Raw genomic sequence first — 16,777 nt, forward strand, 5'->3', positions numbered from 1 at the left:
CCACGCACACGGAACTGAGACGCGTGACCGCTTGAATCAGGCTATTCGGGCCATCCCGCCGGTTCTAATCATGCACAGTGCGATGCCGCTGCCGAAGCAGCGTCTGAGACGACACCCTGCACTTTCTTCCGGTGACTCCCCGCTGATAACGGATCAATGCCATACAGCCGACAATGATAACACCTGCATGCGAGCGTTGCGTCACTATGCTCGCAGCTTCGGCCAAGGCATCCCGCAAATCTCGCCAGCCGTGAGCATCGAGTACGATAGGCCGGTCAAAATCTCAAATCAGTGTCATGCCTGGAACACATCAGGATGTCTCTGGTCTCCTGGCGTGTCAGAAAGCAATCCCTCGAGGCCAAGGAACTCCTGCCAGAATTCCATGGGCTGACCATACGGAGTCGCCTCTGCGCCGTTTGCCTGAATGGCGGACTTTGCCGCCTCGACATCCAATTGCGTCAATCCATCGAAGTAGCTGGTGAGTCTGCCGAGATTCTCGGCGTTGTAATAGAGCGAGAACATGATGTCGACAAGTCTGCGCGCACGGTCCTCGGGCAACGAATCCCAATGGCGGAATTCCAGGAAGTTCTTCATGCGCACATCGTTGAAATGCATCGAAAGAACGTGGTTGATCTCGTATTGGTTGAGTGCACGGTCGGGGTATATTTCTGCGGCATTCTCGTGCCACGCGATCACATGACCATCGGGAACGGAATCCTTCTTTTCGGGGGTGTGCGTCAGGTCAGCGAACAGCAGCGGCGTGCTGAGCACATCGACTGCATAAGTTTCCCACGAGAAATTGGGGCTATACAGCCCAGGCATGATTCCCGTTCTCTGGGGATCCATGAAGTCCCACATGCGCTGACGCAGCAGTGGATACGGATTCTCCCGACCTTCGAAGTAGGGAGCGTTGCGCAAGAACCACGCGATGATCGGACCTATTGCGGTCCCAACCCGCATCTTGCGGATCGAATCCCCTTCGTCCGTGTAATCGATGCTCACCTGCGTTGAGGCCGAACAACGCATCATCATCGGTCCATACGACCCGATCCGGCCAAGATACCTATTCATCGCCTCATACCGGAACTTCGGATTGAGCGGTATGTCACTGAATGAAGTCACTGGCTGATAGCCATAATTGACCAGGCGGAATCCCAGTTCGTCAGCAATGTGATCGACCTGTCCGCGGAACGACTCATAGGTCGCGTTGAAATCATCGGGAGCATGGAAGATTCCAATCGAGCATTCAACCTGGCCTCCAGGCTCCAGCGAAACATTGACCTTGTCACGATTCAATCCGACGAGATGTCCATTTTCCCAGTATTCCCCCTCTTTGTCATAAAACGGAGAGAGACGTTTCAAAAGCGTCTCGATTCCATTGGGCTCCCAATAGGTGACCGCGGAATCGTCTCCGTTATGAACGGGAAGATGCTCGATCTCGACACCATAGCCGAATTCGCTGGGTTGCAGCTTGCCACTGTCGAAGAACCGCATCAGGCTGTCCAGATGCTTGGGGTTCGGCTTGGTGAGTAAGTGCGCGTAGTTAACCCGATTTATGCTCATATCCTTAGCGTAGACGAACAGGCTCAAAAAGCACTGACATACGCGCCAAACAAGCTATACGAGTAATGGATAGCACGCGCGAACGGCAATGTCCCCACCGTTGAGCTTCGCTTGCAGAGGGTCGATCACGGCACGATTGCCTGCATTCGCTCGCATGCCATCGGACGGTGTCTGTGGACGGTGTCTTCGGACTGTGCAAGCGAACTGTGTCTTCAGACTGTGCAAGCGAACCCAAGTGGAACCGAAATGGAGCCCAACTGGAGCAGGGATCGAGCCCAACTGGAGCAGGAATGACGCAGAAATGAGTTCTCGAACATGAAATCATTCAAGATTTGATTGGGTCCCGGCGGATTCTCCTGCGCTTGCCTGCTGAGCCTGGGCTTCGTCAAGCTTGTTGCGGACCTGATTGAGCAAGTCCTGCGCCCTCTTGGCCAGAGCTTCGCCAATCTCCCATTGGCGCATGGATGCGTCCAGATCCAGTCCTCCGGCTTCAAGGGCCTGAACAGCCTGAATCAGCTGATCTCGAGCCTGCTCGTATGGCAGCTTTGCGATCGCTTCGCGTTCCTTGTCGCTCAAATGCGTTTGGACATCATTGACAGCCTCCGATGCGGCGGCACCCTCGTGTGCTTCCTTGGCAGCTTTTCCAGTCATATATCTCTCCTTTTCACAGTGATTTCAATTCGTTGATTATCGTTGATTATCGTTGATTGTCGTTGATGGCTATTGCCTGTCAGGCATGTCACGGCATGTCATTGATCGTCGAAGCTCACTTCGACTTTCATTTCCCCGTCACACGGCCTGAGCATGCAGGCTTCCACGGCGCAGTGTCAAGGTAAGGGTCTCGCCCGGCGATACAGCCTTCGGATCGTCGAGAACGTGGCCATCGCCTGCCTGCACGACCGCGTAGCCGCGGTTCAAGGTCGACTGCGGACTCATGGCCGTCAACGATGCGTGAAGCTTTTCAACCGTAAGACTCGCATCGTCGATGATCCTTCGCAAGGCCATGTCGAGGCGCTGCTGGGAATCGTCAACGAAACGCTGTGGTTTCTCAAGCATTGTCTGGGGATTCGTGAGACTTGGACGATTCGCGTACCCATCAACCAGCCGAGACTCGTTTTCGACCATGGAACGGATGCGCTCACGAATTCTACGTTGGCCTTCTTCGACGATCTGCATCTGTTCGACAACGTCAGGTACGACCCTCTTTGCAGCATCGGTCGGAGTCGAAGCGCGCAAGTCTGAGGCCAGATCGATAAGCGTCCAGTCATCCTCGTGACCGATTGCCGAAACTATTGGCGTCTGGCAAGCGGCCGTGGCACGAACCACGCCCTCGTCTGAGAAACCGAGCAGGTCTTCGAAGCTGCCACCTCCTCGAGCGACGATGATCACATCAACGTCAGGATCCATATCGAGCTTCTGAATCGCCTGAATCACATCGGGCGGGCATTGAGGCCCTTGAACGTGAGCGTGAACGATGGTGAATTCGATGGTTGGCCACCGCAGACGCGCGTTGGTTATTACATCACCTTCCGCCCGTGCCTGTGGGGCGCAGACCAAACCCAGGCGGGCTGGAAACTCAGGCAAGACGGCTTTCTTGTCGGCATCGAAGAGTCCTTCACCCTTGAGTCGCTTACGGAGTTCTTCGATCTGGGCCTTCAAGTCTCCGGTTCCGACCCTGCGAATGTCATCTCCCATGAAGCTCAACCGGGTTTGCTTGACCCACAGATCCGGTCGACCATGGATCACGACTCTGTCGCCTTGACGAAAGTCGCGAGCCATCACGGCAAAGTTGCGAAAGCCCATGACCGAAATCGAAATGTCTTCCGTATTGTCGCGAACGGTGAGATAGGCTGAACCGCTTCGACGCGTGTTGATCTCGACGATCTGCCCTTCGATCCATGCGCCTGGCCAGCGGCTGACTGCATCGTGGAACTTCTGACTCAGCACACTTACCGGCCACGGGTTCTCGGCAGTCGTTTCTCGCGCCAATCGGGGCAGCTCCCGCACAGCTGGAGCGGCAGTGGCATCGTTATGAACTGGCAGATATGGGCTTTGAATCATGCTATACACTCTCTGACGACTGCGGGACATACGGTTGTCTATGCGCGGTGGCGGACTGAGCCCGTTGCGACTGGGCATTCATCAATCGCTCGAATTCAAGAACCCCGGAATTTCAACGATATTGACATGATGCGGAAACCGGATATCGCCCAGAAGAATCGAGATCGTGAGTTTTGCGGCAATGGGAAAGTATAAACCGCCAAGAATGGCATAATTGCGACGGCAAAAAACCAAAAATCAGGCGTGATACTTTCGAATTGCCGCAAAACTCACGATCTCGACTGAGAAGTGTCTGATTCAGATCAAAATCCGAGAGTCGTACGACCAAATTGATCGAGCCAGCGCAAGATTGCGCCTTCGCGCAGAGCCCACGGGCAGATTTCGACCTCTTCGACGTTCAGCGCCTTCATGATCTCGTCGGCGACCACTCCGCCACCGATGATCTGGAAGGTGCGCTCCTTGGTGATTCCGGGAAGCGCCACTCGCTGGTCAGGGGAAATCGCAGCAAGCCGGGGAATCCAATCCTCAAGCTCATCACGGGTCATGACCATCGAATTCTCCCGTCCGCCTTCCTTACGAACAGTTCCAGCAAGACGGGCCAGCGATCGCATGGTTTTTGACGTTCCGACAGCATGGTTGGGTTCCTTGCTCGTTGGAAATGCCTCGATCATGGGCTCAATGATCTTCTTCACCTCATGATGGACGTCTTCCAAAAGCTTCTCGTCGGCCATGCCATCGGGCAGCAGCTCATGGGTGACTCGCCCCGCACCCGCCGGAACGCTCAAAGCGAGACTGGGCTCCTCATCTCGTCCCATCGCGACCTCAAGAGAACCTCCGCCAATGTCGATCATGAGCAGCCGACCTGCATCCCACCCATACCAGCGTCGTGCGGCCAGGAACGTGAGCCTGGCCTCATCCTCTCCTGAAAGCACCGTGATTGGCTGACCTATATGATGTTCGAGCCTATGCAGAATCTTCGCCCCGTTCGGAGCTTCTCGGATTGCCGAGGTAGCCATTGGAAGCAGCTGAGTGATCTCGTGCTCCTTGGCCATCTCCATGGCCTTATCGATGGCGTCGATGATGATCTCAACCGCTGATTTTCTGATCGATCCATCATCTTTGATGTATTGCATCAGGCGAATCGTGGATTTGCAGCTTGCCTCGGGAACCGGAGGCGCCCCATGTGCGGCATCGACAATCAGCATATGAATGGTGTTGGAACCGATGTCGAGTACGCCCAGGCGTGTGCTTCTTGCGCGCATTGTTGTCATAGTTGCGACCTTAGCAATGGAGGCGTACCCAACTTCGCAATCCAGGACTGCCATGGGCAGCATTGCAAAAGTTGGGCACGAGAAGGCGACTATTCGACGGCCGGGTTCAGCTCCGCCTTCGTGATCGCACCGCCTTGCACTCCCCAGTGCTTCAGGATCTTGCCATAGGTGCCGTCGTCGATGAACTTCTGCATCGTCTTCTGAACAGCCTCTCCAAGCTTTCGATCGCCCTTCTTGATGACGATTCCCTGAGGAACGACTCCCTCATCCTCGCCAACCGTCTGCAGCTGCTTGCCCGTCTGCGCGATTGCATAGCCAGCAACCGGCGAATCCGCATAGAACGCGTCTATCTTACCGGTCAGGACAGCAGTCGTTGCGTCCGTCTGCATCTTGAAGGACTGGACGCCAATCGCCTTCTTGCCATCCGCGGTGCATTTCTTGCTATTGGTGTCAGCCTCCTGCTCCTCTATGGTTCCGGTCTGCACTCCCAGGCTCACGCCGCACATGTCCGTAGCCTGAACCTTCTCCGGATTGCCCTTCTTCACCACATAGGACATGCCGGCCTTGTAATACGAAACCATGTCCACGGTCTGTTCGCGATCCTTGGTGATGGTGAAGCTCGAGATTCCGAGATCGTACTTGCTTCCGATCGCTGGAATGATGGAGTCGAAGGATGCGCTTGTCGGGTTGGATTTCAAACCCCACACCCGTGCGATGGCGTTGGTCAGATCGACATCATATCCTGTCGGGGTCTTGCCATCTGACTCCAAAAACTCAGCAGGTGCATACGAGGTCTCCATGCCCACTGTCAGCTGGCTGTCATCGGTAACGCTCGATGGCACCAATGCGGCTATCGCGCTGTCCTTCTTGATTCCACTCACGTCATAAGGCTTGATCGTCGCACTCGTCGGGCCATTTGAACCGCTGGTGGAACCAGCTTCCGATCCATCCGTCGTGCCACACGCAACGGCAGTGAGCATCAGTCCTGCACACATCATGACGGCAGGCAACCTCTTAGCCAATGTTGTCTTCATATCTATATAACTCCCCCAAAATAACAAATAGCCCATCACACCTTACAGCTGATTGCTGAAAAGTGCATTTTTCCATAAAATGGGCCTTTAACGCTTCTTTCAGTATTCGTACAGTTACTATTATGTTTATCGGGAGTGCAACAAGAGAGAGAACAGTCCGCTGATTCATGAACGGGCATGGAGAGAACTATGCAGGAAAGCAGTTTTTCGACCGAGGACTCAACCACTCGTACCATTGAGCCGGAGGCGGGCAACGATGCCCGGAAACGCTATGGAAGAGTGCGGGACCGCAGTGCACGACTGTCCATTTCGCTGTCCGACTTGAGTCATGGTCGACATCAAAGTCAGATTCCGCGGTGGCGATACATGTATCTTGCATCGCTGGTTGCGCAGGATGTTCTGGCGATGCTCCTATCACTATGGTTCTGTCTCCTGGTCAAATCCGACTCCTACATAACGCTTACCGATTCATTTTCATTCTGGGCATTTGCTGTGTTCCAATGCCTGATCTGGGTGCTCTCCCTTCTTGGAGCGGGCGCATATCGACGACATATCATGACCGACGGATACCGGATCTACGCGATAATACTCAATGCCGGCGTGATCACCGTTGTGGTCACAGGATATCTTGTGTACATGTTCCAGCTTGAGCTGCCGAGGACTGCCGTCATCGAGGCGCCCACGGTCGCGGCATTCGTTGAGATATTGGGCAGATGGTGCTCCCGCAAGGTACTTCTCAGACTGAGGACGAAGAATCTGTGCAAATATGACACGGTGATCATGGGTTCGGTAGATGGCATACTTGAGAGCCTCCACATGTTGGACCATGCAACACCCTGGGATATCGGCCAGTAGCCGTCTGCCCAGTTGAGACCAACGCCAACTTCACGCAGGACATCTCAGCGCTCTCAGTGAGCAAGCTGATCTTTTCCAAGTTCCCTGTCAAGATACTGCCATTCTCGAACAGCATCGCCGATGACATGCAATCCATGAAGTCGCAGATTCTGCTGGTTACCGATGCCGTCTCCCGCGATTCGGAGCATATGAGAGCCCTGTCGCTGCTGTTGGAGTCGAGGAGCATCGAACTGGCCTTCACCGTTTCCGTGGCGGATGTCGGCGGACACCGCCTTCACCTGCGAGACACGATGCAGCAGAATGTGCTCACCGCTTCGCTGCCGCAATACAGCTTCTTCGCAGCAATGATCAAACGAACGTTCGACGTCATGGTGTCCTCCTTCGCCTTGCTTGTGCTTTGCCCATTCGTCATGCTCCCCATCGCCCTGATGATCAAGCACGAGGACAAGGGCCCGATATTCTATTGTCAGGAGCGAATCGGCAAGAATGGCAAGCCCTTCAAGTTCTATAAGTTCCGATCCATGCAAAGTAATGCGGACCAGCTTGATAAGATGCTCGCCGAGGAATACGGCCAGGAATATGGGGCGTTGTTCAAGCTGAAGGACGATCCCCGAGTGACTGCCATCGGAAAAGTCCTGCGCAAGTATTCCCTGGACGAGATTCCACAGTTCTACAACGTGCTCAAGGGAGACATGTCGATAGTCGGCCCACGCCCCCAGCGTCAGTATGAAGTCGACAAATATAGCAAGCTGTATTCGACGCGGTTGCTGGTGAAACCCGGGATAACAGGGCCTTGGCAGATTTCAGGGCGCTCGAATCTATCTCAGGAGCAGGCGGAGCAATTGGACGTTTCCTATATCGAGAATTGGTCGATCACCAGCGATGTCGTTATCATGCTTAAGACCGGGGTCGTCATGTTCAGAGGTGTCGGAGCCTATTAGCCTTTGCCATATCAGGCATAGGCATAATATCGATTAACCGACGGTTGATGCTTGCCTGCCTTTGAGACCGTACAATTGACACGTCGAATTTTGTATTGAGGAGCAAATATCCATGAGTGAAGCCAGCCAAGGTTCTTCTTCGAAACGCAGCGGAAAATATCAGAATCCGTCCGGACAGGGATATGGGCATCACTCAAATCAGCCGATTCCGAAGCATACTGGCCGCAAGATTGGGATCGCACTGTCGATCATCCTCCTGGTCCTGATCGTCATCGGAGTCGTTGGCGGGTATCTGGGCATGAAGCTCTATCGTCAGGCCATGGAGGTCAAATCGGAAGAGGAGCAGGCCATCTCGCTCATCTCGAGCGTCCAGGACATCAGCCAGCTCAAGGACAAGGATGCGGTCAGCAAGATCATTCCAGAGCTTCAGAAGCACACTTCGAAGGCAGCCTCGATAACCGATGGAAGCCTATGGAAGCTGGCCTCTAAGGCGCCGGTCTATGGGGATGACATCACCACAGTTCGTGGCATGACTCATGCCGTTGATTCACTGGCCTCGGATACCCTCCCCCAGCTTTCGAAAACATTGCAGAAGATGCTTGGGGCAAAGCTGAGCACCGGCGACAAGCAGATCAACATCCAACCAATCGTCAATGCACAGAGTGGCTTCAATGCGGCAAACGATTCGATCAAGTCAGAGCTGAAGACCCTGCAGAGTCTTCCTGAACCGCATCTGAAGCAAATCAAGTCGCCATATAACATGGCCGTTGAGAAATTCACTTCGGTCTCTGAGAAAACCGACAAGATCAATAATCTGATTCAGGTCATGCCAAAGTTCCTTGGTTCCGGCGGCGCCCGGAATTATGTCATCGTCGCCCAGACGACTTCGGAAGCACGTTCCAGTGGTGGCTTGATCGGCTCTTTGGGAAGCTTCTCGGCGGATGACGGTCTGATCAAGGTCGGGGACTTCCATCCGAACTCAGAATTCCTCAACATTGGCGGGTCGCATGCCAATGCCGAAGAGGAAAGCGTGTTCAGCTCGCCTCTGGACTTTGCCTTTGACATTCGTGACCTTGCCACCTTCCCCGATTTCTCGCGCACCGCAGACACGGTCAAGTCCGTGTGGCAGGAGTCGCAATACAACAGCACGGTCGACGGAGTGATGGCCATCGACCCCGTGTTCGTGCAGGAGATGATAAAGCTGAGCGGCGACGTGACCTTGCCCACGGGGCAGACGCTCACCGGCGACAACACCGCTGCATTCCTGCTTAACGGCATCTACAAGGACGTTCCCGTATCGCAGCAGAACGCGTACTTCGGATATGTCGCCACGGCTGCTATGAACGATGTGTTCGAAAACATGACTGCATCGAAGATGATCAAGATGGCGCAGTCATTCACGACGCTGGCAGGCCAAAGGCATCTCTACCTCTATTCCTTCCATTCCGACGATGCCAAGCACTTCCAAGATGCCGGACTCGCAAAAAGCTCGCCGAGCAGCGAGACGGATCCCGAGATAGGCATCTATCTCAATGAGAACAACCCGTCAAAGATGGATTGGTATATTCACAGGAAGACGGTCATCACCAGAAGCTCATGCAATGCAGATGGTTCGCAGAGCTATCGTGTCACCTTCACGGCCACGAATACAATCCCCGCTGCCGATCTGGCAAGCGGCAACGCATATATCCTCGGTGGTTCCGGAAATATCAGCGCACCTGGCACGGCCGTTGAAAGAATGCTCTTCTATGGCCCGGCAGGTGGCTCTCTATCGAATCTGACGGTATCGTCCGGCAATGGTGGAACGCCAAAGCAGGTTTCGATGGACGGCAAGACCCCTTGGACGACCATTGCGACCATAGCCCCTAACAAGTCAGTCACCTACAGCTACGATGTGACCACATCGAAGAAATCCACAAGCGACCTCAAGCTCGATCAGACCCCGATGGGCTGGACCGATGAAGGTGTCACGTATGATACGAAGGCCTGCGTGGTGAGGTGAGCTTCTCGATGCTGACAAGTGCAGACCGTCACTGTTGCTTCTGTGAAAGTCGAAACAGTCGAAAGGAAGAATTCGATTGATTAATTGATTTTTTCAACTCAATCATGAAAGACATTGAACAAGAATGATTTCAGTCTCATGCTTATACATCTTGACCACTTTCTTCGGTTAACCCACCCAAACATAGTTCAAGCTCGATACTTATTGCGTTTTGAATTCCAGTGGCTGTAAGTTCAGATAGATTTATTTGTAATGAGAAGAACTTTTACAATTTACCGATACCGTAGTCGATATCAATAATGTTAAATCAGCGTTGAGTCTTGAAAGAAAGAACCACATTGAGCAAGCTAACCAATAAAAGTAGCAGTGCACTAGAACAGGTAATTGCATTTATATTTGTACTGGCGGCATATAGTGTTTACTTTAAGCACTCCCCATTCAGCTCTTTGGTGTTCGAAGCATCAATTATCTTCCTTGGCATTATCTGGCTCTTCACGTTAAGGAGCCAAATCAAGTTAAATATGTTGCGGAACTGTTTAATTCTCTGTTCTCTGTCGTTTATTGCTATCATCATCACACTCGCCGCAAATTCAGACAGTTCAGTATTGTCATATGTGGCTCAGAAAATTGTAATATTAGCGGTAATCATTCCTATATTTGGTCTTATCTTCACTGTAAAAGGCGAAGAAACCTGCATTGAAGGATTCTTTACAAAGATCATTAACTGTGTGGTGTTCATCTCAACGATCGCACTATTCGTCTGGTTCATTATTATATTTTTTAAATCAAAGATTCCTTATATCGATTTCTCGTATATTTGGGGAGGGCATAAAACTGCATCAGGATATTTAGGAATACTCTATACCATTCAGAACGAATCTTTTCATGGATACTTAATCCCCAAATTCACTCTATTCTATGTTGAGCCTCCACTTGCCAACTTTGTTTTCTTAATTTGTCTATCTACCGAGTTGCTACTCAGAAGAACGCCAAGAATTCTTCCTGCCGCGCTCTTAACATTTTGTTCATTAGCCTCTTTCTCTACCACGGGGATCATTCTTCTACCTGTTATCTGGTTCGCCTTTTTAGTTACCTCCCAACCTTTAGTGGGTTTAAGAAAGAAATATATTTCAGCCAGGATCTTGTACTGGGTGTGTCTCATATCTGCAATATCCGTCATTCCAATATGGGCCATACTTCATAAGTCAAATACTAAATCATTAATGATTCATAACCGTGATATTGTGGCTGGCCTGTACTCTTTTCTGGACAGTCCAGTGACGGGACATGGGTTAGGCAACTATCAGGATTCTTTCCTTGCATTTGGTGGATCGAATGGCTCATCCAGCGGGCTTTTTTCCGTTCTGGCTCAGGCAGGGCTATTGTTACTGTTCCTCTATCTAATACCAATATGCATATATCTTTGGATTGGAATTCATTCAAAGAATGAGCGATTAATCTATTTTGGTATTATATTGCTGATTCAATTTACTGTGGTGACCATTGACAATTCACCTTTGCTTTCCGTCTATCTAGCTTTGTCTTATTCCATGGTAATAATGCAATTCAAAGTACTGCGGTCAAAGAAAAACGATATGAATATGGACAATTAGCGGGATGGGATATATACGCAATGATTTGCAACAAAAGCAGTTCATTCGCACAATTTGTAATCAAACGATATTAGATACATCGATTTGGAAGGATTTGATCAAGTGAAAGCCGCTGCCTGTCAGCCCATGATCTCAATCATTATGCCGGTATATAACACAGATTCAGTCTTATTGACCAAATGCTTGGAAAGTATATTAAGGCAAACGAACCAGGATTTTGAGCTACTCATCATCGATGATGGGTCGACCGATGAAGAGACGATTAAAGTTTGTGATTGTTTCGCCAACATCAGTAAAAATGCTTCTGTCTTTCATAGGGTTAATAATGGCGTTTCTGCGGCAAGAAACTATGGTCTGTACCATGCAACAGGCAGTTGGATCGCATTTATTGATGCCGATGACTGGATTGACCCAAGCTACTTGGGACAACTTGTCTCGAGAGCGCATGGAGAGGCGTGTGACATCGTTTTTTGCGATTGTTACGTCGAATTTAAAAACCACTCCGTGAGCAACGCTTTTATCCCAGAAACTGTTTCGCATCAAATTGATTCATCAAACATCAGAGAACAGCTATTGCTACAGATTTTGGGGCAGAATAAATGCTATAACCCACCAGAAATAGGTATTGGAGTTCCGTGGGGAAAGTTGTACAGACATGACTTTTTGCTCTCCCATGAATTGAAATTCGATGAGTCACTAAAACGAATGCAAGACAATGTCTTCAACCTTTATGCGTTCAAGCAAGCCTCTGCTATAAGTTATGTTCCAGAAAAGCTGTATCACTACAACAATATTGAATCCTCAGCAAGCCACAAATTCAACCCCAACATAGTCAATGACTTCGCACAGGTTCACGAATCGACAGAACAGTTTCTGGAAAGATTCGAATTCGATCAGACAATTTTACAAGGCTATTATTCCCGGGTAATCCAGAGCATTCATCCCATTCTCCGCTACTATTTCTTCCACGAGAAATATCCAGAAAACAAAAAAACAATGTACTCTGAAATAAAGACGCTTCTAAGTAAAGAACCCTATATCACGGCAATGCGCAAGGCTGACTATACAAGGATGCCGGTGAAAATGTTTATATACGCACTGTTACTTAAATTCCATCTATTCACACTCATGAGGCTGATCATCTCAAGGGAGTGATGTATCACCAAGAAACTGGGCGGTTCTGAAGGAGAGAAACGCTAAGTAACCGAAGCTAGAAGCTTGCGTCATACCCCTTACCCCCAAGCTTTGCTCTAATGAAAGAAGTCCCCTTTTTCCACCAATTCACGGGTTCAGTGCTTACAACTGGAAGCTCTGCGTAAGCATAGTTGTTGGTGAGCAACCACACGTCTAAGAGTCTTTCGCTGATTCTGCCCGGATAACGAGACTGAAAAGCATTCAGATCATCGTATCCGATATATTCCTCAAGTTTGCCAATCACAGAAAACATGAAGTCGCAATAATCATCGACAAGATGGGATTCCATAATAAACATGTTGAACAGGTGTGCACTTGTTGAAGACATAACCCGATCGAATGCCGGTACATACTTGCCAAAGTCTTTCTCGAGGATCTCGCGTGTAACATCAAGCTGTTTACCATCAAAAGTATGGGAATAGTGGGAATAAATAGTCTCAACATAATAGTGGCGTTTTTTCGGAAGAATTATCTGAGAATTACTAAGAATTTCTTTAATTTCTATCCCTCGAACGATCTTCGTAAAGCGGTCTCGAGAAAATAATCGAACAAATATATTCCTTGTACCGAAATGGCGGCGATAGTGTACAAGACCCTTGTAGTCTGCATCACTGTTCTTCCACAGCCAATACAGAGCGGTGAGCTCCGAATAATGCGGATTCTTGGCTGAAATATTGTCTCCCGCGTCATCCATTTGAAATCCAAAATTGTTATGAGCAATTCCCCTGCCTAATTGGATAGGTAAGTATACTGAATCATGTGGCATTCTATACTGCTTATGTGTCGCAATGGCAATGGCAACAACCATCTGAAGTCTTTCTTTTTAGTCGACGAGTCTTTCACTCTGCAATGAACGCAAATATACAACCACTCGGATGATACTTATCGTTATGCTGTTTCATTCCACATCTTGTCACTCGAACCACAACAATCTTGGGTCAATTAATAATTTTTTTAACCAATGAAGAATAGATTAATATACGTGTCACTCCTAAAACTTGATTTCAACCAACAACTTTCTCAATTCATACTCGATTCTTTGAACGCCTTCAATAAACTATTCGCAGATTCAATATGATAAGAAAGATTCGAAATTTTCCTTGCAACTACGTCTTTCGAAGCCATTACTGTACTTGCATGCTCATTATGAATCACCTTCAAACAGGGATCATATAAAAGTACGTATCCCTTTCTCATGCACCTGTGATATAAAAAGTCCTCTTCAAGGTATAGGAACGTGCGCGGATCAAATGCAAAATCTTCATTATGGATGAAATGCGGCCCATATATTAAGAAAGCCCCATTCAACTGAATATTTCTCATTACGGAATCAACTTTATGGATCGAGGGCTTCGTATGCAATATTTTTAGCAGGCGGTTATAAAACAAATCAACAATTCTAAAGGGAAAGCCTCTGTAAATAGCTCTAATCAATTTCCACTTAGCGATATCTGACTCAAGCTCTTGACTTGAATAACCCTTCAGTCGTTGAGGGTTTTGATGTTTTTCTGAAGACGGGATATAGATATCTGGCCCCAGCACATCAAATCTTGGTCTCTCCTTGTACAGCAAAAGATCAATAAAGCCTTTCTGGTGGATTAAAATATCATTGTTTGAAAGACAAATATACTCGGCACAAAGCTTTTTCTTGGCAAAAACATATCCAATATTGTTACCTCTTGCAAAGCCCAGATTCTCATCGTTTAAAATGACATGTATCTGTGAAATGTTTTGATATTTTAGAATCAATTTCTTGCCAGTACCATTTGAGGATCCATTGTCAACGATGACTACTTGAACATCGTCAAAAGACTGAAGCGATCGAATAGATTCAACACAATTAACGGTTGAATCGAAATCAAGATAATGGAGCACAACGAAGCAAACTCTATCCGACAACTTATTCTTCCTCCATCGCGACCATATTCAGCAAGACAGCAATGCCCCTCATCGGGTTCTTACCATATCAGGTGTAAATATATTCTCGGGCATAAACAATTTTCAGCCCATTTATTGTTTCATTCATCTATGTCCAATACCGATCAATGACATAACAATACCAACAGAGAATTTGGGACCACCGACATTGTCGCGTTTCAGCTACTACTTAACCGCAAAAAGCGCCGCATCGCCGAGAAAAGGATTGAGACGAATTAGCTACAGAACACTTCCCACATTTTGCTTTCCCCTTTTCTCTTAATCATTCTTGGAAGATGATACTTTTCGTCAAGAAGAAAGACAGGTTTGTACTCGATTTTAATCATCTCGGTATCAATCCAAACGTTCATCAGACGTTCTGAAAGAAAACCATACAGACGCGCATTGTGCTTATCATATCTTCTTATGTCTGTTCTCTCTTCGACCTCAGCCAAAATTGAAAAGAGCCAGGAGCTGTATTCAGCGAATACCTCTTTTCTTGTAATCAACATGTTGAAACAACTTAACTCTTTTTTCATTAGCATGTTGTCAAATGCGTCCAAGAAGATGGGACATTTCTCTGCCAGAACTTGTCTACACGTCAGCAGATCACCAATATGGTGGTAATGGCTGAATACCTCTGCATTAGTATATTTAAATTGCCGTGGCTTCGCTATAACCATTTGTGCCTGAGATAATGCCTCATCGATATCGTCATTTTTCATGATATTGCTGGCATTTGCAGAAAATGAATTCGTAAAGAAATATCGCCGGTAGTGACATAAACCGATGACATCTTCCAAGGCATTTTTCCACATCCAATATTGTGCGGTCAATTCACAGTAGTGTGGGTTCTTGGAAGAAATATTATCCTCCGTATCGTCTCTTAAATAGCCAATCGGCTCATGCCCCTCTGCTCCAACTTGGATGGGCTTATAAATATCCGCGGGTTTGAAAGACAGCTCTTGCTGAGTAGCGATATAAATACCTGTGGTTGACATACCAGCCTTCTCCTGATCAAATACAACCTAAATTCTGAGCATCGTAATGAATTAATAGCATCAATTTAAACACCTTGAGTGCAATGATTCATTTAGCCACTAGCAGTGACTTCCCAGTGACCATCATTTCAAAACAGTTTCAAATATTGTAAGCAGCTTATGCTGCATCATTTCAACTGTAAAATTGGTTCTAGCTAATTTAATAAACTCATTTTGATGCGTGATATAGTGCTCTTTACTTTGGATGACTTCACGAATTTTTTCACCCAGATCCTCGCAACTACCCAATATATATTTAATACCACCAATTTTGCTCAAAATCTCAGGCGTAGCTCCGGTATCGGCACCAATAACTATGCAGCCTGCAGATGCTGCTTCGATAGTTACTCGGCCGAAAGCCTCACATTTTGAACATACTAAGGCTATATCTGCGCTCATATAATATCTTTGAGTTTCACTTTGATACCCGACCATGGATATGTTAGCATCAATTTTTTTTCATCGATCGTATCTCTTATTTCATTCAAATAGTTGCGTGGCGTATGCGAAGGATCTCCCACGACGGTCAAATGCACTTCTTGCCCTTCATCATGAAGCCATCCAATTGCTTTGATAGCTTCAAGCTGTCCTTTATGAGGAGCGATATTCCCTACAATTACTATTTCTGGAACTTCTTTTCCAAATAGCTTGTGTGAAGAGACAGCACGGTTACTTCCTGATAGTGCATTGAAAATCGCATTATAAACGACGCAGAAATTACCTGTAGGATATTTCGTACGAAATTTCTTTTCCAATGCGTTCGATATGCATATCGATACGGAGGCATAATCAAAATATTTCCGCTGTAAGCGCTCAGAAAGATATGCCCAATTCTGGTCCTCTTCAATGAACTCACGGATATGAATAATTAAAGGCAATTTTCTAAGTGCCGCGCACAAGAAGCCCTGAGTTAGGTTACCGCCGCCGTGGTAGAATAACACTTTTCTCTGTGAATACTTAATGCTCATCAAAAAGAGAATAAACTCATTAGGAATGAAAAAACACAGTCTTATCAACAACCTGAAGTAAAAATGGAGTTTTTCATGATTTGTCTTAAAAGTCTGTGGCCTGACAGACATTGGCATCACTAATCGCATACATGAATACCCTTTTTTCTGCAAAGTATCGTACACATCATGATGATGTCGGGCAAATGGAATTATTGGCCGGACACAATATCCTGAATCACGAAGGATATCAGCGATTTGGATATTCGACTTCGCGGCCCCACCCTCAACATAAGGTGAGGGAAAGAATTGAAAAATTACCGATGACAACCTTGCTCC

General features: G+C 48.1%; 15 protein-coding genes. 5 read left to right on the top strand and 10 right to left on the bottom strand.

The genetic code is table 11. The features are described 5' to 3' along the window. Positions 1-294: 294 nt before the first annotated feature. The 5 genes from QN062_RS03360 to QN062_RS03380 form a co-directional block, all read right to left on the bottom strand. Positions 295-1,563, bottom strand: coding sequence for a glutamate-cysteine ligase family protein (locus QN062_RS03360; RefSeq protein ID WP_369342187.1), 1,269 nt, complete (start codon positions 1,561-1,563; stop codon positions 295-297). Between the two features lie 321 nt (positions 1,564-1,884). Beyond that, complete coding sequence (locus QN062_RS03365) at positions 1,885-2,214, bottom strand: exodeoxyribonuclease VII small subunit (RefSeq protein ID WP_369342188.1); 330 nt, start codon at positions 2,212-2,214, stop codon at positions 1,885-1,887. Positions 2,215-2,352: 138 nt separating this feature from the next. Continuing rightward, positions 2,353-3,624: an exodeoxyribonuclease VII large subunit gene (xseA, locus tag QN062_RS03370; protein ID WP_369342189.1), complete on the bottom strand. Its 1,272-nt coding sequence runs from the start codon at positions 3,622-3,624 to the stop codon at positions 2,353-2,355. Between the two features lie 302 nt (positions 3,625-3,926). Further along, positions 3,927-4,895, bottom strand: coding sequence for a Ppx/GppA phosphatase family protein (locus tag QN062_RS03375; protein ID WP_369342190.1), 969 nt, complete (start codon positions 4,893-4,895; stop codon positions 3,927-3,929). Between the two features lie 89 nt (positions 4,896-4,984). Beyond that, a complete protein-coding gene (locus QN062_RS03380) occupies positions 4,985-5,929 on the bottom strand; it encodes an ABC transporter substrate-binding protein (protein ID WP_369342191.1) in 945 nt (314 codons plus the stop codon). Between the two features lie 189 nt (positions 5,930-6,118). Here QN062_RS03380 and QN062_RS03385 point away from each other — a divergent pair, with 189 nt between their 5' ends. From QN062_RS03385 to QN062_RS03405, 5 genes are all read left to right on the top strand, one after another. Further along, on the top strand, positions 6,119-6,784 hold the full coding sequence (locus QN062_RS03385; RefSeq protein WP_369342192.1) for a hypothetical protein: 666 nt from the start codon (positions 6,119-6,121) through the stop codon (positions 6,782-6,784). A 56-nt stretch (positions 6,785-6,840) separates the two neighbouring features. Then, positions 6,841-7,725: a sugar transferase gene (locus QN062_RS03390; protein WP_369342193.1), complete on the top strand. Its 885-nt coding sequence runs from the start codon at positions 6,841-6,843 to the stop codon at positions 7,723-7,725. A gap of 112 nt (positions 7,726-7,837) precedes the next feature. Continuing rightward, positions 7,838-9,727, top strand: a complete 1,890-nt coding sequence (locus QN062_RS03395) for a DUF4012 domain-containing protein (RefSeq protein WP_369342194.1) — start codon at positions 7,838-7,840, stop codon at positions 9,725-9,727. A gap of 338 nt (positions 9,728-10,065) precedes the next feature. After that, entirely contained in the window at positions 10,066-11,340 is a 1,275-nt protein-coding gene (locus tag QN062_RS03400) for a hypothetical protein (RefSeq protein ID WP_369342195.1), read from the top strand. A 102-nt stretch (positions 11,341-11,442) separates the two neighbouring features. Next, positions 11,443-12,495 (top strand): glycosyltransferase family 2 protein, encoded by a 1,053-nt coding sequence (locus tag QN062_RS03405; protein WP_369342196.1) that lies wholly within the window; start codon positions 11,443-11,445, stop codon positions 12,493-12,495. A 55-nt stretch (positions 12,496-12,550) separates the two neighbouring features. On the opposite strand, the gene QN062_RS03410 is transcribed toward QN062_RS03405, so the two are convergent. The 5 genes from QN062_RS03410 to QN062_RS03430 all read right to left on the bottom strand — a co-directional run bounded on the left by QN062_RS03410 (position 12,551) and on the right by QN062_RS03430 (position 16,768). Beyond that, a complete protein-coding gene (locus QN062_RS03410; protein ID WP_369342197.1) occupies positions 12,551-13,342 on the bottom strand; it encodes a DUF4422 domain-containing protein in 792 nt (263 codons plus the stop codon). 212 nt (positions 13,343-13,554) lie between these two features. Then, a complete protein-coding gene (locus QN062_RS03415) occupies positions 13,555-14,433 on the bottom strand; it encodes a glycosyltransferase family 2 protein (RefSeq protein WP_369342198.1) in 879 nt (292 codons plus the stop codon). A gap of 254 nt (positions 14,434-14,687) precedes the next feature. Beyond that, positions 14,688-15,452 (bottom strand): DUF4422 domain-containing protein, encoded by a 765-nt coding sequence (locus tag QN062_RS03420; protein ID WP_369342199.1) that lies wholly within the window; start codon positions 15,450-15,452, stop codon positions 14,688-14,690. A 123-nt stretch (positions 15,453-15,575) separates the two neighbouring features. Continuing rightward, the gene (locus tag QN062_RS03425; RefSeq protein ID WP_369342200.1) at positions 15,576-15,890 is read right to left on the bottom strand and encodes a glycosyltransferase; all 315 of its coding nucleotides are present in this window, start codon (positions 15,888-15,890) and stop codon (positions 15,576-15,578) included. Further along, positions 15,887-16,768, bottom strand: coding sequence for a hypothetical protein (locus QN062_RS03430; protein WP_369342201.1), 882 nt, complete (start codon positions 16,766-16,768; stop codon positions 15,887-15,889). The genes QN062_RS03425 and QN062_RS03430 overlap by 4 nt, the downstream gene beginning before the upstream one ends. Between the last annotated feature and the right edge of the window lie 9 nt (positions 16,769-16,777).

It is taken from the genome of Bifidobacterium sp. WK012_4_13, from assembly GCF_041080835.1.
GTDB classification, from domain to species: Bacteria; Actinomycetota; Actinomycetes; order Actinomycetales; family Bifidobacteriaceae; genus Bombiscardovia; species Bombiscardovia fermentum.

Coding starts and splice junctions, on each gene's coding strand:
- QN062_RS03360 (WP_369342187.1), bottom strand. CDS start 1,563: ATGAGCATAAATCGGGTTAACTACGCGCACTTACTCACCAAGCCGAAC.
- QN062_RS03365 (WP_369342188.1), bottom strand. CDS start 2,214: ATGACTGGAAAAGCTGCCAAGGAAGCACACGAGGGTGCCGCCGCATCG.
- xseA (WP_369342189.1), bottom strand. CDS start 3,624: ATGATTCAAAGCCCATATCTGCCAGTTCATAACGATGCCACTGCCGCT.
- QN062_RS03375 (WP_369342190.1), bottom strand. CDS start 4,895: ATGACAACAATGCGCGCAAGAAGCACACGCCTGGGCGTACTCGACATC.
- QN062_RS03380 (WP_369342191.1), bottom strand. CDS start 5,929: ATGAAGACAACATTGGCTAAGAGGTTGCCTGCCGTCATGATGTGTGCA.
- QN062_RS03385 (WP_369342192.1), top strand. CDS start 6,119: ATGCAGGAAAGCAGTTTTTCGACCGAGGACTCAACCACTCGTACCATT.
- QN062_RS03395 (WP_369342194.1), top strand. CDS start 7,838: ATGAGTGAAGCCAGCCAAGGTTCTTCTTCGAAACGCAGCGGAAAATAT.
- QN062_RS03410 (WP_369342197.1), bottom strand. CDS start 13,342: ATGGTTGTTGCCATTGCCATTGCGACACATAAGCAGTATAGAATGCCA.
- QN062_RS03420 (WP_369342199.1), bottom strand. CDS start 15,452: ATGTCAACCACAGGTATTTATATCGCTACTCAGCAAGAGCTGTCTTTC.
- QN062_RS03425 (WP_369342200.1), bottom strand. CDS start 15,890: ATGAGCGCAGATATAGCCTTAGTATGTTCAAAATGTGAGGCTTTCGGC.